This is a genomic window from Pseudobacter ginsenosidimutans (assembly GCF_007970185.1).
Classification (GTDB): domain Bacteria; phylum Bacteroidota; class Bacteroidia; order Chitinophagales; family Chitinophagaceae; genus Pseudobacter; species Pseudobacter ginsenosidimutans.
In genome coordinates this window covers 5,876,080-5,898,697 of the sequence record NZ_CP042431.1, presented here as the reverse complement: position 1 = coordinate 5,898,697, position 22,618 = coordinate 5,876,080, and the positions used below count along the sequence as shown (strand labels likewise).

At 46.7% G+C, this 22,618-nt stretch carries 20 protein-coding genes; 12 read left to right on the top strand and 8 right to left on the bottom strand.

From position 1 onward, the window contains the following. Positions 1–14 precede the first annotated feature (14 nt). On the bottom strand, positions 15–932 hold the full coding sequence (locus FSB84_RS23255; RefSeq protein WP_130540255.1) for a Dyp-type peroxidase: 918 nt from the start codon (positions 930–932) through the stop codon (positions 15–17). A gap of 178 nt (positions 933–1,110) precedes the next feature. On the opposite strand from FSB84_RS23255, the gene FSB84_RS23250 reads away from it, so the two are divergent. From FSB84_RS23250 to FSB84_RS23195, 12 genes are all read left to right on the top strand, one after another. Then, positions 1,111–1,881 carry an HNH endonuclease gene (locus FSB84_RS23250; RefSeq protein ID WP_158644078.1) on the top strand — a complete coding sequence of 257 codons (771 nt, stop codon included), beginning with the start codon at positions 1,111–1,113 and terminating at the stop codon, positions 1,879–1,881. 55 nt (positions 1,882–1,936) lie between these two features. Beyond that, on the top strand, positions 1,937–2,482 hold the full coding sequence (locus FSB84_RS23245; RefSeq protein ID WP_130540253.1) for a hypothetical protein: 546 nt from the start codon (positions 1,937–1,939) through the stop codon (positions 2,480–2,482). Between the two features lie 956 nt (positions 2,483–3,438). Continuing rightward, complete coding sequence (locus FSB84_RS23240) at positions 3,439–4,710, top strand: dihydroorotase (RefSeq protein ID WP_130540252.1); 1,272 nt, start codon at positions 3,439–3,441, stop codon at positions 4,708–4,710. Positions 4,711–4,720: 10 nt separating this feature from the next. Then, positions 4,721–5,281, top strand: a complete 561-nt coding sequence (locus FSB84_RS23235) for a DUF4199 domain-containing protein (protein WP_158644077.1) — start codon at positions 4,721–4,723, stop codon at positions 5,279–5,281. A gap of 7 nt (positions 5,282–5,288) precedes the next feature. After that, a complete protein-coding gene (locus FSB84_RS23230; RefSeq protein ID WP_130540250.1) occupies positions 5,289–6,233 on the top strand; it encodes a glycosyltransferase family 2 protein in 945 nt (314 codons plus the stop codon). Beyond that, positions 6,233–7,372, top strand: a complete 1,140-nt coding sequence (locus tag FSB84_RS23225; RefSeq protein ID WP_130540249.1) for a glycosyltransferase — start codon at positions 6,233–6,235, stop codon at positions 7,370–7,372. Before FSB84_RS23230 ends, FSB84_RS23225 begins: the two co-directional genes overlap by 1 nt. Positions 7,373–7,378: 6 nt before the next feature. After that, a complete protein-coding gene (locus FSB84_RS23220) occupies positions 7,379–8,401 on the top strand; it encodes a GHMP family kinase ATP-binding protein (RefSeq protein WP_130540248.1) in 1,023 nt (340 codons plus the stop codon). Between the two features lie 30 nt (positions 8,402–8,431). After that, positions 8,432–9,007 carry a D-sedoheptulose-7-phosphate isomerase gene (locus tag FSB84_RS23215; RefSeq protein WP_130540247.1) on the top strand — a complete coding sequence of 192 codons (576 nt, stop codon included), beginning with the start codon at positions 8,432–8,434 and terminating at the stop codon, positions 9,005–9,007. A 1-nt stretch (position 9,008) separates the two neighbouring features. Then, entirely contained in the window at positions 9,009–9,713 is a 705-nt protein-coding gene (locus FSB84_RS23210; protein ID WP_192909885.1) for a nucleotidyltransferase family protein, read from the top strand. A 4-nt stretch (positions 9,714–9,717) separates the two neighbouring features. After that, positions 9,718–10,266, top strand: a complete 549-nt coding sequence (locus tag FSB84_RS23205; protein ID WP_130540246.1) for a D-glycero-alpha-D-manno-heptose-1,7-bisphosphate 7-phosphatase — start codon at positions 9,718–9,720, stop codon at positions 10,264–10,266. An 81-nt stretch (positions 10,267–10,347) separates the two neighbouring features. Continuing rightward, positions 10,348–11,376: a hypothetical protein gene (locus FSB84_RS23200; protein ID WP_130540245.1), complete on the top strand. Its 1,029-nt coding sequence runs from the start codon at positions 10,348–10,350 to the stop codon at positions 11,374–11,376. 81 nt (positions 11,377–11,457) lie between these two features. Beyond that, a complete protein-coding gene (locus FSB84_RS23195) occupies positions 11,458–12,063 on the top strand; it encodes a hypothetical protein (RefSeq protein ID WP_130540244.1) in 606 nt (201 codons plus the stop codon). Positions 12,064–12,122: 59 nt separating this feature from the next. On the opposite strand, the gene FSB84_RS23190 is transcribed toward FSB84_RS23195, so the two are convergent. From FSB84_RS23190 to FSB84_RS23160, 7 genes are read right to left on the bottom strand one after another with little or no spacing between them, the layout of a single operon-like run. After that, positions 12,123–14,438 (bottom strand): Gldg family protein, encoded by a 2,316-nt coding sequence (locus FSB84_RS23190; protein ID WP_130540243.1) that lies wholly within the window; start codon positions 14,436–14,438, stop codon positions 12,123–12,125. 23 nt (positions 14,439–14,461) lie between these two features. Then, a complete protein-coding gene (locus tag FSB84_RS23185) occupies positions 14,462–15,778 on the bottom strand; it encodes a MutS-related protein (RefSeq protein WP_130540242.1) in 1,317 nt (438 codons plus the stop codon). Between the two features lie 5 nt (positions 15,779–15,783). Continuing rightward, entirely contained in the window at positions 15,784–17,073 is a 1,290-nt protein-coding gene (locus tag FSB84_RS23180) for a MutS-related protein (protein WP_130540241.1), read from the bottom strand. A gap of 26 nt (positions 17,074–17,099) precedes the next feature. Next, positions 17,100–19,421 carry a Gldg family protein gene (locus tag FSB84_RS23175; protein ID WP_130540240.1) on the bottom strand — a complete coding sequence of 774 codons (2,322 nt, stop codon included), beginning with the start codon at positions 19,419–19,421 and terminating at the stop codon, positions 17,100–17,102. Positions 19,422–19,432: 11 nt separating this feature from the next. Continuing rightward, a complete protein-coding gene (locus tag FSB84_RS23170) occupies positions 19,433–20,353 on the bottom strand; it encodes an ABC transporter ATP-binding protein (RefSeq protein WP_207234216.1) in 921 nt (306 codons plus the stop codon). Positions 20,354–20,394: 41 nt separating this feature from the next. Then, the gene (locus FSB84_RS23165; protein ID WP_130540238.1) at positions 20,395–21,147 is read right to left on the bottom strand and encodes a hypothetical protein; all 753 of its coding nucleotides are present in this window, start codon (positions 21,145–21,147) and stop codon (positions 20,395–20,397) included. Between the two features lie 11 nt (positions 21,148–21,158). Next, positions 21,159–22,610 (bottom strand): RagB/SusD family nutrient uptake outer membrane protein, encoded by a 1,452-nt coding sequence (locus FSB84_RS23160; protein WP_130540237.1) that lies wholly within the window; start codon positions 22,608–22,610, stop codon positions 21,159–21,161. Positions 22,611–22,618: the final 8 nt, after the last annotated feature.

Sequence of the window (22,618 nt, the reverse complement as noted above, 5' to 3'; positions counted from 1 at the left end):
GTTAACACCCCCCATCAAAAGCTTTCCAGCATTTCAAAAGTTGGTACAAAAAACAAACTGCCGGTATGGGGAGTGCTGAAATCCAGTATGCGGTCGTAGTTGCCTTCCGGCACACCAACAAACATATTGGTCAGCATTTTTTTTACGGTCTGAAATGAACTGGCATAGGCGATGAAATAAGTACCCATTTCATTGCTGGCGATATTGCCAAATGGCATATTATCCCTTACGATCCTGGCATCATCGCCCACATTTGCCAGCGCGGAATGGGCATTGGAAGGCTTCACACCATCAGGCATTTCAATATCGTCGGCTTTCGATCTGCCCATTACTTTTTCCTGCTCCATGACCGGCAAGGACTTCCATGCCTGCAGGTCATGGAGATATTTTTGTACAAAGAGATAACTGCCGCCTTTGTAGACGGGATCATCATCACCGATAAGTCCAAAATACGCCCTGTCTTCTCCATGCGGGTTTTCAGTTCCATCTACAAATCCTAAAATACTTCTGCTATCCCAATATCTGAAGCCATGTACTTCCTGCGCATTTACAGCCACAGTCCGTAATATATCTGTTATTGCAGAAGCGGCATCCACGCAGTAGCTAAAAGCATCTGAGCGGATATGCAAATGCAAATCACCCCTGGTTGCTACTGCCATATGTTTGGCTCCTGCAATGGGCGAAAATGTTTCAAATTCTTTCGGGACCGGTGAAGGCAATTCCAGCAAATGCCAGGCTTCAAACCCAATTCCCAGCACCACACTGGCTCTGGCATCGGGGAACCTTGTACGGGCCGAATTGTTCAGGTTACTGATCAGGGCACATAGGTTTTGGAAAGCTTCTTTGACGGCTATACCTTCTTTAAAATTCCATACCATGAAAATGGTATTGTTATTGGGATAATCCAGTACGTTTTGTGAATTAATGCTCATATACTTCCTGATGGTTCGATGCTGTTTTTAATGCCGGAGTATGATCCTGAAAAAGCTAATGTACAAATTTACCACAGAAACTATTTCGGAAGTAAAACTATCCAATGTATTCCCCGGCGCGTGTAAAAGTTAGAGCACATCGATCCCTATGTGCTATTTTCGCGTCAAAGCAGCAAGGATGGATTGTTACAATTGCGGGGCCACACTGAATAGAAAGACCAGGTCGGCAGAACATATCTTACCAAGATCGATTGGCGGGAAAAGGATTGCCTACAATCTTTTATGTAAGTCATGCAATGAGCAATTCGGCAGAACCATCGATAATGAACTTGCTTCCAGGTTAACGCGTTTCTATACTTTATTGAATTCCGGCGAGCCGGTGCTGCCGGCAACCAATGTATCCGGAAACAGGAAAGATGGAAAAATAGCTTTGCATGAAAAATTCATTGCCCGGGTAAAGAAGAACAGGTCCTTTGCGGGCAGCAAAGATTATTTCCGGGCGATCGCCAAGATCTGCCTGAACTACTATTTGTCTAAAGGCTATCCCAAACAATATTGCGAAACAATAAAGGCATTCATCCGGAGCGGGACTCCGGATAATATATTTCAGTATTATGCTCCGGAAAGCGTCTCCATTCACCAGCTCAGTGAAAATGAAGTCTCACATGTGTTGCACATCCATGGCAACAAACAATCAGGCCTGTTGTATGCTTATATCGAGCTGTTCAATATGCAGAACCTGATCTTCATTTTTTCCATGGAATATGATGAGAGGGATATCGATGTCACCTGGTGCCGTGATGTGATAACGAACGCGGATTTGACAAAAGATGTACAACTTCATCTTACCAGGGAACAACTGGAGCATCCGGGGATGTCATCTGCAGACATGGAGGAGAGATTGTTTCCGCGTTTTGAAAGATTGTTGCGGATAATTCAAGGCCGGTAATATTTAAGAAAACGCTCAGTTTTTACATCTGGAAGGAAAGCTTATCTTTATACAGATGAAACGGATAATCTTCATTACTTCGATCCTGTTTTCGGCTGCAGTGGTGCAGGCCCAGTTGCCTTTGGGCTTTGGTGCTATGAATGGGATGCAGCCAGGTTTCAGGAATTTCAATCAGCGGATCGATACCAGCCATATTCAAAAGAAATGGTTCCTCACAAAGTATGCAGGTATTTCAGCTGGCCTGCTTGCTTTCAATGGAGGCAGCAGCAGCTTTTTATCGGCTCCGATGGGGATTCAGCTCAACCGGTCCCTGAGCAATAATGTACTTGCTTTTGCGGGCGTTACAGTGGCTCCAACTTATTTCCCTGGTATCGCCGGTTTCAATATGCCTTTTCAGACGGGTTACGATAAGAGCAATCCATTTATGAACCCGAACAGGTTTGGCACTTATTCAACTGCGCAAATGGGCCTGATGTATATCAACAATGAAAGAACTTTTTCTATTTCCGGCAGCATCGGTGTAGGGAGAAGTGATTATTTTGGCCGCTTCCCAACCTATACGCCTGGTCATCCTCCAGCGATCAGGAACAGCAAACAATAAGCAACTATTGATCTCTATCTGCGCTACGGGATGAGAAAATTTTTCCTGATCACCTGCAATAACAAGTACTACTTTCAGTTCCGGGATTTCATTCTCAAGACCCGCCATCAGCACTGGTATCGTTTTTCAATTTTTTCTGTAACAGGACAGTATCCATATCGATGGCAAAGATGCCATGGAATTCTGCAGGCCTAAATTTCGTATATCTGTAAACGTTATTCAGCCTATCCGTAAACGTTATACTCCAAAGGTGTTTGGGGAATCTGCACCCAGACTGGCATTGCGCCGTTCCCCGGTTTGTTGAAGCAAGCGGGTATAATTCTGCCGGTATCATTCAACAGCAGGAAAAAACTTTCAGAAATCTATAGAAATTGTTAAGATTTTTTTGGAAAACATATCAAAGTATACGTATATTTGATTAAGCATCAAACGCACGATACTCCAATCTTCACTTAAGCCCTTATTCTAGCAATTATTCCGATTGCGAAATACCCGTAGGTTACTCTGATTAGCTTAGACGTTTTACTTGGTTCCAATTTAAGATTTACAGCACCTGTATATCAGGAATGGTGTTACCGTAGATTGCCATTTTTGATCTGTACCGGAAATTTCCAACCAATTGCATATTCTCTCAGGATATTGCCCAGGAATGGTATGCGATATTCTGATACAATAAAGATATTTTTCGCTAGGACTTCAGGGCTAAATCGGGCCGGTAGTTTTTACTACCGGTCATTTTTCCAAACTTTCAATCAGTCCTTTTGCGATTCAAATCGTTTCGTTAAGGTTTCAGAGCTAAAACAGGCCAGTGGTTTTTACTACCGGCCATTTTTTTTGCCCATAACCTAACTGGGTTCCGCAATCGCTCAGCTCCCTGCAGCACCCTGACTATCAATTTTTTCCATTCCTCTGCCAAATACTTCCAAAAACCTTAACTTCGCACAACTTTTTCTGCAATGAAGTTTCTCATACAACAAGCTAAGGTTACTGATCCACTATCACCTCTTGAAGGCAAAAAGCAGGATATTTTAATTGAATCCGGTGTTATCAAAGACATCCAACCCTCTATTCAGGCCAGTGCGGACCGGGTAATCTCCGGCCAGGACCTGTATATTTCCCCGGGTTGGGTTGATATATTTGCCGAATTCGGCGATCCCGGATACGAATACAAGGAAACCCTGGAAACAGGGGCTGCAGCAGCTGCGGCTGGTGGATTCACAGACGTATTGGTGGTTCCCAATACCAAACCTGTTATCGACAATAAGACCCAGGTAAGTTATATCAAAGGCAAAAGTGCATCCCTTCCGGTGAATATCCATCCCATCGGCGCCATTTCCCGTGGGGCTGAAGGAAAGGAGCTCGCCGAAATGTACGATATGCGCAATGCCGGCGCCCTCGCCTTCTCGGACGGATTGAATCCTGTTCAGTCGTCCGGCGTACTCCTGAAAGCCCTTCAATATGTGAAGACATTCGATGGCATACTGATCCAGATCCCGGACGATCGCAGCGTTGGTCCAAACGGACTGGTGCACGAAGGCGTTGTGTCTACCCGTCTCGGCCTTCCCGGCAAGCCCATGATGGCCGAAGAGCTGCTGGTAGCGCGCGATATCAAGCTGGCCCGCTACGCGGAATCCAGGCTGCACTTCACCGGCGTTACATCTCCACGCTCCCTGGAATATATCCGCCGCGCCAAAGAGGCCGGTCTGCCCATCACCTGCTCGGTTACCCCCTATCACCTGCTCTTCACTGATGAAGATCTGATGAAAGGTTACGATACTAACCTCAAAGTGTACCCGCACCTGCGTCCCGAAAAAGAACGCAATATTCTGCGGGACGCCGTAGCCGATGGCACTATCGACTGTATCACATCCCATCACAGGCCGCATGAGAAAGACAGTAAAGTGCTGGAATTCGAATATGCCAAATACGGCATGACGGGTCTGGAAACCTGCTATTCCGCACTCAGACTGGCCATGCCAGCTGTTCCGGAAGCAAGATGGGTGGAACTGCTCAGTACCAATCCGCGTAAAATTTTCGGTCTGCCTGCCGCCAGTATCCAAAAAGATGCATCTGCGCATGTAACAATTTGGGATGCCGCGGCACATATTACTGTCAATGATGCGTTCTTCCGCTCCCGCTCACGCAACTCGGCCTATTCAGGAATGACCCTGCCAGGTAAAGTGCTCGGCGTGATCAACGGAGATCATGCATCACTCCATTCACTTTAAAACTTTAGTGATGACATCACCAACCGGAACAACCGCTAAATCAAACGTAGGACTTACTTATGGCCTTATCGGCGGCATCGCCATGATCGTGTATACCCTCTGTCTATACCTGGTAGGGATACAGGCTTTCATGAACTTTGGTCTTGCCTTTCTCGTTTATGGCATCATCATTTTCATTGCTGTCCTGGCCGGTCTCAAACAAAAGAAATTGCAGGGAGGTTATCTGAGTTTTGCGGAAGCTCTCAAAACTGTCTTCCTCACCTTCGTACTCGCATTCCTGTTGTCTACTATTTTCAATTTTGTATTATTGAATTATATTGACCCCGGTTTCCGTGACCAGATGGCGCAGGCTACAATGGAGAAGCTGGAGGGAATAATGAGAAGGCTTGGCGCACCGGACAGTGATATCGAAAAAGCTATGGAAGGAGCAGCCAGCGCCGATAATTATACCTTCGCCAAAATGCTGCTCGGATATGGAACGATGTGTATCCTTTTCTGCCTGATTTCACTGGTCATCGCAGCCATTATCAAAAAGAACAGGCCGCCATTTGACAATGCATTTAAAGAATAACAATAGTATGGATGTTACCATCGTAGTTCCTTTGTTCAATGAAGATGAGTCCCTGCCTGAATTGTGCGCATGGATAGAACGCGTGGTGAACGCCAACAAACTCTCTTACGAGATCATATTAATAGACGATGGCAGCACGGACGATTCCTGGTCTGTTGTGGAAAAACTCCGCGCTGCCAATCCCAATATCAAAGGCATCCGTTTCCAGCGCAATTATGGAAAATCCGCTGCCCTCAATGAAGGCTTCAAAGCCGCCAGTGGCGATGTGGTGATCACGATGGACGCTGATCTGCAGGATAGTCCGGATGAGATCCCGGAACTCCGCCGCATGATTGTGGAAGACGGATTCGATATGGTGAGCGGATGGAAGAAAAAACGCTTCGACAATACCCTCACCAAGAATATTCCCTCCAAATTCTTCAACTGGGCAACCCGTAAGGCTTCCAAAATAAACCTGCACGATTTCAACTGCGGGCTCAAATCCTACAGAAAGAAAGTAGTGAAGAGTGTGGAAGTGTACGGCGAAATGCACCGCTATATTCCTGTGCTGGCCAAATGGGCCGGCTTCCGTAAGATCGGCGAGAAAGTGGTGGAACATCGCGCCCGCAAATACGGCACTACCAAATTCGGGTGGGAAAGGTTCGTGAATGGCTTTCTCGACCTGGCCAGTATCATGTTCGTGAGCAAATACGGCAAACGTCCGATGCACTTTTTCGGACTGATCGGCACGCTCTGCTTCCTGGTTGGATTTGTGATGACGATGTACCTGATCATTGCAAGGATCTATGATCCCGCCAACAGTCTGGTGAACAGGCCGCCTTTCTATATCGCGCTCGCCACCATGATCATGGGCACACAACTGTTCCTGGCAGGCTTTCTCGGCGAACTCATTGCCCGCAATGCGCCTGGCAGGAATGCTTATCTAATAGAACAGAAACTGGGGGTTGAGTAATGGCAAAGCAAGTAGTGATCATCGGCCCGGCTCACCCGCTCCGCGGCGGCCTCAGCACTTTTGACCATCGCCTCTGCAAACAATTCGCAGCCGAAGGATATGATTGCAGTATCTATTCTTTCTCTTTACAATACCCTTCCATTCTCTTTCCCGGCACCAGTCAATTTACCACGGAACCTGCGCCGGAAGGCATCGAGATCTTTTCCGTGATCAATTCCATCTATCCCCCCAACTGGATCCAGATCGGGAATACATTGAAGAATATTCGTCCTGATCTGATTGTTGTCCGTTTCTGGCTTCCCTTCATGGGGCCTGCGCTCGGCACTATCCTGCGAAGGGTGAAGAAAAACAAACATACACGGATCGTGGCTATCACAGACAATGTGATCCCGCACGAGAAACGTCCCGGCGATACGCCCTTCACACGCTACTTCCTCAAAGCCTGCGACGGTTTTGTAACGATGAGCGATAAAGTGATGAAAGACCTCCGGCAGTTTGAAGCTTCCAAACCGGCCAGGCTCGCTTCCCATCCCCTGTACGATAATTTCGGCGATCCCATTTCAAAAGCTGAAGCAAGGAAAAAACTGGGATTGAGGGAAGATGATAAGATCGCACTCTTCTTCGGGTTCATCCGCAAATACAAGGGGCTGGACCTCCTGCTGGAAGCCATGAAGGAACTGAAAAATGATCCCCGCAACATCAAACTGATGGTGGCGGGTGAATTCTATGATGACGAAAAAGAATACAATGAGCTGATCAGTAAACTCGGGATTTCGGATTCGCTGATCATGCGCACGCAATTCATACCCGACAGTGAAGTGAAATATTACCTTTGTGCCGCTGATGTAGTGGTGCAGCCCTACCGCAACGCCACGCAAAGCGGCGTAACGCCACTGGCCTATCACTTTGAAGTGCCGATGGTGGTGACCAATGTAGGCGGACTGCCATCACTGGTGCCGCATGATAAGGTTGGACTGGTCTGCGAGCCTGAGCCCAAAGCCATCGCCGCAGCCATCAGTGAATATTTTAACAAGGGAGAACAATATTTTCTCCCTGCCCTGCGTATGGAGAAGCAAAAATACAGCTGGCATTCGCTGGTGGAAACCATCGAAACCATTGCCGCTGAAACAAAAGGATAATCAGTTATGATCTATAGAAGCAAAGCTCCGCTCCGTATTGGCCTCGCCGGTGGTGGCACCGATGTAAGTCCCTATTGCGATATGTACAATGGCGCCATCCTCAATGCCACTGTATCTCTCTATGCTTACGCCAATATAGAACCGATTGCGGAAAAGAAGATCATCTTCGAAGCGCTCGACAGGAAAGAGATCATCAGCTTCGACTATGCCCAACAGTTACCACTGCAGGGAACGCTGGACCTCCACACCGGCGTGTACAACCGGATCCAGCGGGATTTTGGAGTAGCTGAAACGGGTTTCCGTCTCAGCACTTATGTAGACGCACCTGCAGGTTCTGGTCTTGGTACCTCTTCCACTTTGGTGGTAGCCATCATCGGCGCCTTTGCCGAAATGTGCAGGCTGCCCCTCGGCGAATATGATATCGCGCACCTGGCATATGAGATCGAACGCAAAGACCTCAATATGGCCGGCGGCCGACAGGACCAGTATGCAGCCACTTTTGGTGGCGTCAACTTCATGGAGTTCTATGCCGATGAGAAAGTGATCGTGAATCCGCTTCGCATCAAACAACAATACCTGTTTGAACTGGAGAACAATCTTCTCCTCTATTATACAAGCACCAGTCGGGAGTCTGCACGCATCATCGAAAAGCAGAGCCAGAACGTGGTGAACAAGAAAGAGAAATCCATCGAAGCCATGCACCAGCTCAAAGCGCAGGCGCAGATGATGAAGGAAGCGCTGCTCAAAGGGAAAGTGCACGAAGTGGGTAATATCCTCGATTTCGGATTCCAGCAAAAAAAACAAATGGCTGAAGGCATCAGCAACAGCCTGATGGACGATATTTACAACACCGCCAAAGAAGCCGGCGCTACCGGTGGCAAGATCTCCGGAGCAGGCGGCGGCGGTTTCATGACCTTCTATTGCCCGGGCACCACCAAATACGCCGTGGAATCAGCCCTCGGAAAATTCGGAGGTTATGTAAAGCAATACCAGTTTGTGAAGCATGGCCTCACTACCTGGACCATTTAAACAAACACCTTTTCTAAAACATATCAAGGTATGCAGAGCAAGATCAAGGAAATAATTTCCGCATCCATCGCAGTGAAAGAAAAAGTACTGCAGGACGAAGCCATTGTGAAAGTGATCGAAGACATTACCAATCTCACTGTTGCTGCTCTTAAGAACGGCAACCGTGTATATTTCTGTGGTAACGGCGGAAGTGCAGCCGATGCACAACACCTGGCCGCTGAATTCTCCGGAAGATTCTACAAAGACCGCGACGCATTGCCTGCAGAGGCTTTGCACGTGAACACATCTTACCTCACTGCCGTTGCCAACGACTACAGCTATGATGTTGTTTACGCCCGCCTGGTGAAAGGCATCTGCAATAAAGGCGATGTGCTGATCGGCCTCTCCACTTCCGGCAATTCCGGCAATATCGTGAAGGCTTTTGAAGTGGCGCGCGAAAAAGGCGTTACCACTATCGGCTTCACCGGTGAATCAGGGGGTAAGATGAAAGAACTGAGCGATTATCTCGTGAACGTTCCTTCCAAAGACACGCCACGCATCCAGGAAAGTCATATCCTCCTCGGACATATCTATTGTCAGCTGGTGGAAGAAAAATATTTCGGCTAAGATGATCAATGAATGCATCATTCTCGCCGGCGGATTGGGCACAAGGCTTCGCAGCGCCGTGCCCGATCTTCCCAAATGCATGGCTCCCGTGGCCGGCAGGCCCTTCCTGGGCTGGGTGATCGATTATTACCGTCAGCAGGGCATTACGCGTTTTGTGCTGGCGCTGGGTTATATGCACGAAGTGATCGAAGCATTTATCGCTTCCGAATACCCTGAACTGGAAACGGCCGTGAGCATCGAGTACGAACCGCTGGGAACAGGAGGTGCCATCCGTCTTGCCTGTGCACATACTTTCAGTGATGATGTGCTGGTATTGAATGGTGATACCATCTTTACCGTGAAAATGGATGAGTTGACTGCTTTCCACGATTCCGTGCAATCAGATTGCACACTCAGTTTGAAACCGATGAAGGACTTCGATCGATACGGAGTAGTATCCCTTCTCCCCGATCAGCGCATCGAAAGCTTCAAAGAGAAACAACACTATGAAGAAGGGCTTATCAACGGTGGTGTATATGCGCTGAATGTGAATGCCTTCCTGGAACTGCCTTTCGACGAAAAATTCTCTTTCGAAAAAGATTACCTGGAAAAGTACTATACCCAACAGAATATGTTTGGACTGGTCCAGGACGAATATTTCATTGATATTGGAATTCCTTCCGACTTCGAGCGGGCCAACCAGGAATTCCGCAACAAGGTTTTTTAAGATTATGCTGGACCTGCAACGTATCGACAAGAGCTGGACTTTGTTCCTGGACCGTGATGGAGTGATCAATCACGAGAAGAAAGAAGATTATATCTACAACTGGGACGAATTCGTTTTTTACGATGGCGTGCTGGAAGCACTCAAAACCCTTAACGGTGTTTTCGGCAGGATCGTGATGGTGACCAACCAGCGCGGGATCGGCCGTGGGCTCATGACCGATGCAGACCTCCATGCGATCCATACCAATATGATGGCCGCCATCAATAAAGCCGGCGGCCGCATCGACAAGATCTATTACTGTCCGGCTGCAGATAAATCCGATCCCAGTCGCAAACCCAATCCCGGCATGGCTTTCAGCGCCAAAAAGGATTATCCCGAGATCGATCTGCACCGCTCCCTCATTGTGGGCAATAAGCTCAGCGATATGCAGTTCGGCCGCAATGCCGGTATGCATACCGTTTACGTGCGTAACACGCACCCTGAACAAGGCCCCGATCCTGCCATTGACCTGGCCTTCAACGACCTGGCCGATTTTGCAAAATCTTTGCAATAAGCATAAAATTTTCCCAAAGCTTTTCCGTTTGCAAGCATTGGTAAAGGGATTGTACCTTTGCCGCACAGGAAAAGTATGCATATGAATCGTTCCCTCTGTTTTAGTTTATTGATTGGTGTTTTATCGTCTGCCGGATTGATGCCCCTGCAAGTATCTGCGCAGGTGCAGAAAATAACGCCTGGCTTCCGGGCTGCGCTCAAAATGAGGGAAGATACCCTTAAGGAATACAGCAGGCAGATGGTGATGGCCCAGGAGCCCGCTGAAAGGTTCCGCTATGATAGTTTGTTTATCCGCAGTTTCGTGCGCGCCCTGCAGTTCACCAATTCCTTCTACTACCCTTTCGATTCAGTGAATATTTCCAAACTGTATGCTCCGGACAGTGCGTTCCGCATCTTCACCTGGCAGGCCAAGAAAGATGAATATGTAGTGATGCAGCGAGGCGCTATCCAGATGCGCACGCCCGATGGCAAACTCAAACTGATCCCGCTTCATGATCAGAGCATGTTCACTAAAAATCCGATGGATTCCGTACGCAGCAATGAAAACTGGATCGGCGCTATTTATTACAAGATCATCCTCAAAGAATATAAAGGGAAAAAATATTATACGCTGATCGGTTTCGATGAATTCAGCGTAGGCAGCTCCAAGAAATGGATGGAAGTGCTCAGTTTCGAAAATGGACAGCCGGTATTTGGCAATCCTGCCATTTCATTTGAAGATGATGAGGAGAAACGCAAGCCCCAGCACCGTTTTAGCATCGAGTTCAAAAAAGAAGCGAAAGCATTCTTCAATTATGATCCTGAACTGGACCTGATCATTGTTGATCACCTGATCTCAGAAACTGATGAGCCAGCCAGGAAGAATACGTATGTACCTGACGGTGACTATGAGGCCTTCAAATGGAAAAATGGACGCTGGGTGCACGTGACCAAGTTCTTCAATCAAAAGCTCAAGGATGGTCAGTTCCCGACTGATGCCAAGATTTTGGATGATGCCGGAAAGGCAGATGAACAGAAGCTGGAAGAACAAAGCAGGAAGAATTATGAAAAAGAAAGGAAGAAGAATGGCGGAAGCCCAACGCCACCAAGCCCGATAAAGAAAAAGCCTTAATAAAATATGAAAAGCGCCTGCGGGCGCTTTTTTGTTTCAGGAAAAAACGATTTTTGCGCCCGGATCATAAACCCCAACCAAATGAAATTCATTAAACCGTTTGTCCTGTTTTCGCTTTTTTCATTTTCCCTCCAATTAGTCTTCGCTCAGCATCTGCCGCTGGAGAACTGGATGCAAGGCTTGCGTATCCGCCAGGAAGTGAACCTGAAACATGATTACCATGTATTGTTCAAAGACAGCACCAGGCTGCTGGTATCCTCAAAGATCTATATGGATACAGTACTTAAGAAAAGTTATCTCCTCCATACAAATAAGGATGCCCGTAAAAGTTATGAAAACAGGATCATGAAGATTTATGTGGATTCAACTGTTTCCATCACAAGAAAGAGCTATGATGTTGGTGTAAAGGAAGGTGTGGCAAACGACAGTTGCTGGCTTTTCAAGCTCATCGATGGAAAGATATCTGTGTACTCGCCGTTTGCGGAAGGCAGTCAATCCAATTCATTTATGTATAAGGGGCTAAGTATCGATGGTGGCCCTATCGAATCCTGGGAGCCTGAAAAGATCTTACCGCTGGTGAAAAATGTTTATCGCGCTTATGTTCGGTATTCCAATAAGCACTATGACGAGTGTATCAAAAATTACAACAGGACTTACGATAAAAAGAATGTGCGGAAAAGCTTCTGATATATAACGCTTTCAAATTGCGCGAAGGCGCCTCTATCAGAGGAGCCTTCGCGCTGAATTTACTTTCTCATTCTCCTGATAATAATAATTGCTCCCAGCGCCAGCAACAATCCCGGAATAATATACACATAAACATACCAGATCATTTTTCCTGCGGTCCTCCCTATTGTCAGCATCTTATCCGTTGGCAATCTCACTTTCGTATACACCGGGTATTCATTATTCATCAGCCAGCTGTACAAACCTGTTCCGATCGACATCCCATTTTTCTGGTCCAACGACATAAAATCTGCATCTCCGCTCACCACGATCCTTTGCTCCCTGTCATTTATTTTTCTGGACATCTTCACCGCCAGCACATATTCCTCTTTTTTCAAATCTCCTTCACTGGCTGCAAATATTGGCGCTGCAGAATCCGACACGAAAATCCCTTTTTCGATCCATGTATTTTTGTTACCTGCCACCGAAACGATCGGCTCAATTGTAAATCCATTCTTTTCCAGGAAACTCACGGTGCTGCTTCCACTGAAACTAGCCGATGCTCCAATTTTACCAAACCGTTGATAGAGCTGCATCATGCCTTCCGCCGCCATGTAATTTCCGGCCCTGGTCATGATACCATTGAATATTTCCCCTTCCCTGTGTTTTCGCGGTGATACCAATATTCCGGAATCGATGTTCACTGCCAGCTGGTTCAGTATCGGATTCAGCATTTGCTGCTTACCCGGTTCGGCATAGAAAATGGCATTGCCTCCTTTGTTCAGGTATTCCAGGATCTTCTGTTGCTCACCTTGCAGCAATGCAGACCTGGGATCAGCCACCACCAGCAGGTCTGTGGAATCAGGGATTTCCGAATGCAAAAGAGAAACAGTATCTGTATTGACGCCCAGATTGATGAGGGCGGGTTTTTCCAGCTTACTGTTGGTATGAGAACCAAACTCTCTTTCACCATTCCGCCAGGGACTTCGCTCATAGTGCCCCGTTATGAAAGTAATATTGGGGACTTTTTCCCTTGTCAATCGCCTGATGGTTCCGGAAACATTCGGTTGCGTGGGCCAGGGATCACTGGCGCTGTAAGTGCGCAGGAATTCTTTCTTTCCTTTATACTCCAGTAGCATCAACATCCTCAAAGGCTCATCGCCAAAATCAATTATTTTCCTGATCTCTTCCGGTTTTTTGAAATCGTTGATATCAATCTTATACATCCTCACTTTCGACTTTGCGATCTGATGCAGGGTTTTATTTTTATACCCGAGATACGCTGTGCTGTCGCCTTTTTCCGTGTCATAGTAATACTCGTATTGCAATTTGATATTGGGATAGAACCGCACATATTTATCCCAGACGCCCCATACGTAATTGTTCCTTGCTTCAGGAAGTCCGATCGGAAAATTCCCGCCAAATAAATTGGTGAACAATGTTACGGTGAGCGGCGAACCGTCCAGTTCTTTCAACACTGCCCGGGTAGCGGAGTCGATGGTATTGCGCTGGTCCCTGGTTACATCCAGGTAACCGATATAACCCGGACGGGATGAGAAATACCCGATCGTGAGGATCAGCACCACCCAGGCAATGCTCCTGGAAAATGGGACTGTCCATTTTGCAGATTCCTGTCTCGTTTTCAATTTGATCATGGAGAGCCCCAGGAATAAAGCAATGATGAGCAGGAAATAAAATACGTCTTTGGTAGTGATCAAACCCATCGTCATCGACTTTACTCTTCCATCGATGCTCAGGAACCAGGTAATATCACGCACGAAATCATATTGCTGCCAAACAGTCCCCATAATACTCAGCAGGAAGAATACCACAAAAGTGGCGATACCTGCCATGATCTGGTAATTGGTCAAACAGGAAATAAATAAACCGATGGCCAGGTAAGTGCTGGAAAGCAACCAGAACCCCAGCATTATGGACATATACCATTTCAATTCTGCATTCACGATACTGAAATAACCTGTGAGCAACAGCAATGCGATGGACGACATCAATACCAGGCCAAATAACATCAGACCCAGGTATTTGCCTGCAATGATCTCCCTGATCCTGATGGGAGAAGAGCTCAACAGGTTCATCGACCCGGAATTCACTTCCCTGCTGATGGTTCCCATGGTCAGCAATGGAATGAACAGGTAGAGATAAGACATGGCGTTCTCAAGCGTAACACTGAACATAGATAATGTCAATGGCCCCTGGAACCCTGTCCAGGATGGACTGTTGGCCAATTGCACTTCCTGCGCCCTGGCCATGTTCATAAGCGGTGTTACAAAAAATACGCCGGTAACAACAAAGAAAGTAACCAGGATCACCCAGGCAATGGGAGAATAAAACAATGTTCTGAGCTCTGCCCTGGCGATTTTAAATATGATTTTCATGTCAGTGATAATTAAGATTGATATTAATTGCCGATCAGTTCAAGAATGCCTTCATTCCTGATGATCATCATTCCCTGCCGGTCTTCGGTTATGCCTTCCTGTAAACGATACGTATACCTGGGCACGCTTCCTTCCAGTACTGTAGGCATGAAAGTGAATTGTATATTATTCCTGTTTTTCAATGCAGCGCCCACTTCTATGATATGTGTGCTCACAATGAAGAGACAGTTGGTATATTCTGCAAATGATTCCGTTACCGCCAGCGTGCCATCGAATGCATCTTTTACATTGGTGCCTTTGAACAGTTCATCGAACATCAGCAGCAGGTGTTTTCCGGTAGCAGTTGCATCAGCAGCATTCTTAACCCTTACCACTTCTGCGTAGAAATGGCTATAGCCAAGCGCAATATTATCCGCAACATTGATGCTGGAATAAATGCCCTCCCTTACCGAGAATTCCATGGACTTTGCCGCCACAGGAAATCCGATATGCGCCAGGTACATCCCGATACCGATGCTCTTCATCCAGGTTGATTTACCTGCCATATTAGCGCCGGTGAGAAAGATCACATTCTGTTGCGCCGCCATTTCAATGGTATTGCCAATAGCGCCACCAATGGAGGGATGTTTCAGATCGATAGCTCTTAAAATATTCCTTTCTTTTGGCATGGCTCTGGCATAAGTAAATCCTTTTTCCGCGGCAATATTTCCTACAGCGATATTTACATCCGATGCGGCAATAAAGTCCAGGATCAGCCTGATCTCTTTGTTGAGTTTATTTTTCAGCAGATGATCATACCTGGCAATATTTCCAACGGAAATGTCTGTATAGATATCCGTATCGATCAGCCTGCTGATCTCCGGAGATTGCAGGATCTGCAAGATGGCTGATGCCTCCTGCTGGTAAGGGCCGGTCATTGCTGATAAAGAACTGGCGAAGCCGAAACATTTCTTCATCGTAACGATGGTTGCCTGCAGCCCCTGGATAAGCGCCTTGTATCGCTCATCGCGCGTGAGGGACGACAAGCATTTTTTCAGCAGCACCCCTGCCCAGGTCTGCATGTAATTCTTACTGCTTTCTGCATCCACATATTCCCGCATCAGCACTACCTGTTGCGCATCGAATGGAAATTGGAATTTCGATTCCTGGAAAAAACGAAAAACGGCAGTCCGGCGATTGATGGCTTCAGCATCTGTCAAGGGTGTACGGAACAGCTGATCCAGCAATTGTTCACCGCCACGCGTCTTCACCTGGTTAAAAAGAGAATACACAGATCCTTGTCTGAACTTACCCAGGAGGTTCAATTCATCCAGTGATTGCTTATCGATGGTAAAATTCATATCAGTTAGTTTTTCTTCCCGTTTTTCAGTGTTTCCAAAATGCCTTCATTGCGAATGATGATCATGCCATGCCGGTCGTCCGTGATCCCTTCTTCCAACGTATAGGTATATTCGGGAACAGTGCCCTTCATCCTGGTGGGCAAATAATGGAAAGCAATATTCCTTTTCTGTTTCAGCTCATCCCCTGCTTCCACTATATGGGAAGAAATGATGAACATACTTGTCCCCTTGCCCGCAAAAGCATGTGTGATGGCCACAGTACCTTCATGCGCGTCCTTTACATTGGTGCCTCTGAACAATTCATCGAACAGGATGAAAAGAGATTTTCCGGCTCCCAATTCGGTGGCTACTTTCTTTACCCTCAGTACTTCCGCATAAAAGTGACTGGCCCCGATGCCAAGATTGTCCGGCAGGTTAATGGTTGTATAAATCCCATCCATAACCGAAAACTCCACGGAAGCAGCTGCAACAGGGAATCCCATATGCGCGATATACACTGCTGTACTATATGATCTGAGAAAAGTGGACTTGCCCGCCATATTGGCTCCTGTAAGAAACACAACTGATTTGCCTGCATGCATATGAAGACTGTTGGGCACAGGAGAGTTCAACTCGGGATGATACACGCCTTCTATCTTCAGCAGGTTGCTGCCTTTGGGCCTTGCAAGTGGAAAAGTGAAATCCCTTTTATTGGCAACTGCACCAACGGCAATGTATACATCCAGTTGGTAGATGAAATTCAGTGCAGTTGTAATCCGGGTCCTTTCTTTTACCCGGAAGAGAATATCAAAAGCTGTGATGGCAGCATAGGAAAGTTTCGATCCGGGTTTCTCTTTGAAAGCAGGTTCAAGACCGGGATCGTTCAAGAGGTTGATCATGGCTATACTTTCCCTTTTCAATCCGCTGACCTTCGTTATATCTCCTTTTTCAAGGAATGAATGCAGGGCATGCAGCAACTCGATGATCGCGGCAATGCCATTGGCCATCTCGCGTTCGCCGAGCGTTGACTTTTGCCCATCCCGCTGTTCCTGATCCTGGCTGAGGTATTTCTCCACGCTATCCAGGATTGCCGGTTGAAAAGGGAATATTGTTCTCATTTTTGCAAATGATCCAATGATGCCGCTTCTTTCGGTGATAGCTTCCAGGTCAGACAATGGATTCCTGAACATTTTTTCCAGCAGCAATTCTCCGCCGCGGGTTGCGGCATTATTGTAGATATCGTAGATTCCTTTTTGTTCTTTTTTGGCAAATAGCCTGAGGTCTTCGATCGTTTGATCATCCGTTTGCAGGAACATCGTCTCGTTGTTTTTAATACAGTATTTTATTTTCTCTTTCTTCTCACGAGGATGATGGCAGCTATCAATAACAATGCTGCCGGAATCAAATAAACATAGATGCCTAGTAAGATCCCGGCTGTTTTGTTGCTGATGGAGAAAAACCTGTCCGGTGGCATTCGCTTGTTGGCGTATACGGGATACTGGTTATTCAATCCCCAGCTGTAGAGCGCCTGCCAGATCTTGCCTTGTGGAACTCTTTTTGTATTCATGAAATCGGCATCACCGGCAACGATGATCCGTTGTTCTTTGTTGTTGATCGTTCTTGTCAGACTTACCACAATATTGTAAGCTGGTTTCCTGATATCACCTTCCTGCTCAGAAAATACCGGTGCTGCGGAATCCACTACAAACAAGCCATTCTCGATCCAGGTGTTTTGATCGCCGGGCATGATCAGGATAGGCGTTGGCTTGAAACCATTTACAGGCTCAACATTCAGACTGGCGGCTCCATCGTTCATAGCCCATCCTCCGAGGTACCATTTCCGGTACCAATTATAATATTGCCAGTATAATTCATCAGCCATCAGGTTGGCTTCATCCGTAAATCTGTTGGAGAAAATTGTGGGCTTTTCATCTTTATCGATACGCACAATGGTTCCATGATCTACCTGCACGCCGAGCTTCTTCAAAATTGGATCCAGGAATTGTTGCCTGCCCGGCTCTGTTAATACAATTGCATTTCCCCCTGCATCGATATATTTCGAGAGGCGGTTCAATTCTGCTTCATTGTAGGGAGTTCTGGGATCAGCCACTACCAACAGGTCCAGGTTGTCAGGAATTTCTTTATCGGCAATGGAAATTGTATCTGCGTCCACACCTTTATTGATCAGGGAATTCCGGAAATCCTTATTGGTGACCATACCCCCAAAATCTTTTGGCGTGAATCTATACGGGCTGCGTTCGATATGGCCGGTGAGAAATGTTGTTTTCACATCGTTGTCGCGGACCAGTCTCATCAAAGAGCCTGCAATATTTTCTTCTTTGGGCCAGGTTTTGCCATCATCGAAAGCCCTCAAAATGGTTTTGCGTCCTTTGTAATCCAGTTCCATCAGCATCCTGAGCTCTTCATCACGCAGCTCCGCCATGTTCTTCATCTCCGAAGGCTTTTTGAAAAGCGACTTACGGATGTCCAGGATCTCGCATCTGATTGCAGCAATTTCATCCATGCTTTTTCCCGGGTACTTTTTATACAAACTGCTGTCTCCCTCGTTGATATCATAATAGTATTCAAATTTGAACTTCAGGTTTGGATAGAACCTGATATATTCTTCCCAGAGATCCAGGAAATAATTGACCCTGTTCTGTGGCAGTGCCGCGTACGCTCGCGGGTGGAACAGGTTGGCATAAAGCGTTACAGTAAGAGGTGATCCATCCAGTTTTTTTACCACATCCTGCAAAACAGGATGTAAAGTGTTGTTCTTGTTTTTTGTGAGATCGTGGTACAGGATATAACCAGGTCTGGAAGAAAGATAGCTCAGCATTACCACTGCAAGGAAGGCCAGTGCATACCTGGAGAAAACCAGTTTTCTTGTTTTCGATTCCTGCATGCTTTTCAACCTGATCAAAGTAAAGAACAGGAAAAGGGCTGCGATGAGCAGGAAATAAATAATATCCCTGCTGGTGAGCATTCCTCTCAGTAGCATTATTGCTTTGGTCTTCAAAGAAAATGAGTAAGTGAGATCGCGCACCAGGTCGTATTGCTGCCAGAGTCCTGACAATTGATTCATGGCAAAGAAAACGACAAAGGTCAGTGCTGCTGCCACTATCTGGTAATTGGTGAGGGAGCTGATAAAAATACCGATTGCTGTATAGGCATTCGCAATGAGGAACATGCCGAACAGTGCAGAGATCATCCAGCCCGTTTCCGGATCGCTGATAGTGAAACTGGCAGTGGCCAGCACTACTCCAAAACCCAGCAGCAGAAAGGCATTGAAGCAAACCATCCCCAGGTATTTTCCCAAAACGATCTCTCTTGTCCTGATGGGAGATGAATACAGGAGCTTGATGGAGCCGCTGGTGGTTTCCCTGTTGATCACACCCATAGTGAGTAGAGGAATGAACAGATACAGGTTATCTGTCAATTGCTTCACAATCGGGCCGATCATGTCGCCATATAACCCCGGAGCAACTCCCATCCAGTCGAGCGTTGTATCCAGGATCTCTTCCTGTACGATGGTTTTGCTTTCCTGCGGAAAAAAGAAAAGGTAGGCAGCGAATGTATAGAACACCAGCAGCACAAACCAGGCTACCGGCGAGTAGAACAGGTATCGTAATTCTGCCCGGGCTATTTTCAAATATATTTTCATGGTCGCAGGATTTAGGATTGTCTGGATAATTGTTTGAACACATCATCCAGCAGGGATCTTTCCAGGTGGATCTCCTGCAGTCTCCATTGGTGCTGCATGCTGGCGGCAATAATGGTTTCTGTGATATTGGTGTTGCCATTGAAGAAGATCCGGCACTGTTTACCGGTAAGGAATTCCACGCGGGTCACTCCTGCAATTTTTGTCAGCTCGGTTTCCGGTGGTGGGTTTTCCATAATGGCGATCACGCTGGATGGCTGCAGGTAGTTATTGAATGAATCCATTGAATCTGAGAAAACGATGCGGCCTCCTTCAATCATGATGATATCACGGCATAGCAGGTTGATCTCAGACAAAACATGTGAGCTCAGCAATACGATATGATCATTGCCGATCTCCCGGATCAGTTTTCTGGCTTCGATGATCTGGTTGGGATCAAGTCCGTTGGTTGGCTCATCCAATATTACAACACTTGGTTTGTGAATGATGGCCTGTGCAATGCCTACGCGTTGCTTATAGCCACCAGACAGGTTTTTGATCAGCCGGGAACTGAAATGTGAGATCCCGGTTTTGTCCATGGCTTCAGCCACTGCCTTCTTTACCTGAGTTTTTTCAATGAAACGAAGGTCTGCCGCATAGGTCAGGTACTCGTTCACGGTAAAGTCTGCGTAGAGCGGCGGAGTTTGCGGAAGGAATCCCAGCTGTCTTTTGGCCAGCCTCGGATCATTCTTCTTATTGATGCCATTGATGTATACATCTCCTTCCGTTTGTTTCAGTACGCCACAAATGATATTCATGGTGGTGGACTTGCCGGCTCCATTGGAGCCGAGCAGTCCGATCACGCCTGTTTGGCTGATCTCGAAGTTAAGGTCACGGATAGCCCAGGCAGAGGAATACCTATGGGAGAGGTTCTCCACTTTTAACACTGTACTCATAATATGTAATGGATAAATTAAATACTGATGAAAGTGAATATTTATCGGTGAGGCATAACAACCACTTTCGGTTGTACGGTACCGGTACCACCCTGTTTCCCAACCAGCACCAGGGTATTGGATTTGTTGAACCAGGCATTGTTTCCGCCATTGCCGGTGAAATCGTTCACCTTATCGGCAACATAGGTGGCGATGATGGTTCCGGTATTGAGGTCTTTTATTTCAAATTCGTATTTCGCAACAGATTTGTTGGCGCTCAGTTCTGTGAAATCAGAAAAAGACCTCAGTTGTAATTGCTGAATGAAACTACCGGTTGGCTGGCCTTTCAGGTTCACGCTGATATTGTGTTCTTCGCTGAAATTGGCAAACCTGATATGTGTGGTGCTGTCAGACATGCCGAGTGGTGGTATCACATCTTTATGCCAGCTGTATTTTGCCGTTGATTTGGAACCATAGATGAACATGGAATAAATAGCGCCTTTTTCAAAATCAAGACTGGCTGTCAATATCGGACCATCCTTAGCCATCGTATCAGGTCTGCTGTACAGTTGCACGGGCAGAGGCGATGCATCCAGTGTAAGCCTGCCGGAAGTGTTGACACTGAAAAGGCGGGTTGTTCTGAATACTGCAGGGCGTTTGCCTGAAAAATCCATGTATACTGCAGAACCATCATTGAGGGCATTGTAAACCTGTATGGTGGCTGGAGAGCCGGGATTCAGTTCGCGTTTGCTGCATGCATTCATTACCGTTATAAGCAGGAATGCAGTACATAACAATAAGAAATTATTTTGCATTGAATATCTTTTTAGAGCGTATTGTATTCGGGGTTTTGAATCAACTGTCCATTCACATTGATCTCTTTCTCCGGAATGGGATAGAGTAACTGGAAATCACCCCACCAGGGTTGCTTGTTGGGAATGGCAGACAGGGTATCATGTGCTTTGCCTGTTCTCTTCAGATCAAACCAGCGATGGCCCCATTCTGCAAACAGCTCTATCTTTCGTTCATGTGCGATGGCATCGATTACAGTTGCAGCAGGCAGATCCAATTCCAGCTCTGTTACATTGGCCCTTTTTCTGAGCTGGTTGATATCGGCAATGGCAGCGTTTACATTTGCCGGTGAGCCCAGTACGGTGGCTTCTGCGCGGATCAGGTACAGCTCAGCCAATCGCATCACGATATAATATTCCAAACCTTCTCCATTCTTATACTTGGCAGGCGCCAGGTAGGGAGGATAGGAAGCAACCCAGGAAGTACGGCGTTGATCATTAGCTTCAAAACTGCCGAGCAGTTGATCGCTCAATACTATATAAGGCGGCGTTCCTGCGGTATTGGCATTATACAAAAAAGCAAGACCTTCCGGCGTCCCCAGTTTCTGGTATGCATTTTCGCTAGTTTGCTTCAGTTGGAAGATGGCTTCCTTGCTTTGTTTCAGGAACACTTTTCCAAGGTCCGGTTCGAGGTCAAAAAGGGCTTTCTGATTGATCACTTCCGTTGCGCTGCTGATGGCCGACTGGTATTGACCAGTGTACAGGTATACACGTGCCAGCAATGCTTCGGCAAACCATTTGCTGACCCTCACTTTTTCATTTTTCGCGAAAGCAAAATCACTGCTCAATAATGAGCGGGCCTTTACGAGGTCTGCAATGATCTGCTCATATATTTTTGAAACAGGCGCTCTTGGCAATGCAACGTTTTTCTTTGAATCGGAACTGAGCACCAGCGGAACATCGCCAAAAGAATTCACCAGGTAGAAATAACTGAAGGCGCGGATGGCCAGCGCTTCTCCCGTCAGTTGATTCCTTACGCTCTCTACCAGTTCTTCTGAAGTTGATGCAGCGATACCATCTATAACGGCAGTGGCATCATATGCAGTCCTGAATGCAGAATTCCAGATAGCATCTGTCCGCCTGGTGTTTGACGGCAGGATCTTATTCTGTGAAAGCGCCAGATCATCGGCAATATTGTTTCCAGTGATCATCAACTCATCAGACGACAAACCGGCTGTAATGGTAGTGAGTCCTGCTGCAAAGCAAGTATTGGTTATCCCCGATGTGGATACCATGTCAATGCCATTGATCATCTTTGAGTAGATACCGGCTATAGCCAGTTCGGCCTGCTGGTTATTGGAAAACATTTCTTCCGTGGAAATGCTCGAGATCGGAGGTTCTGTTTCCAGTAGTTTTTTGCAGCTGCTAACCAGCACCGATGCTGAGATCAGGATGCAAATTGTATGTATGAAGGTTTGTTTACGCATGAGCAGTG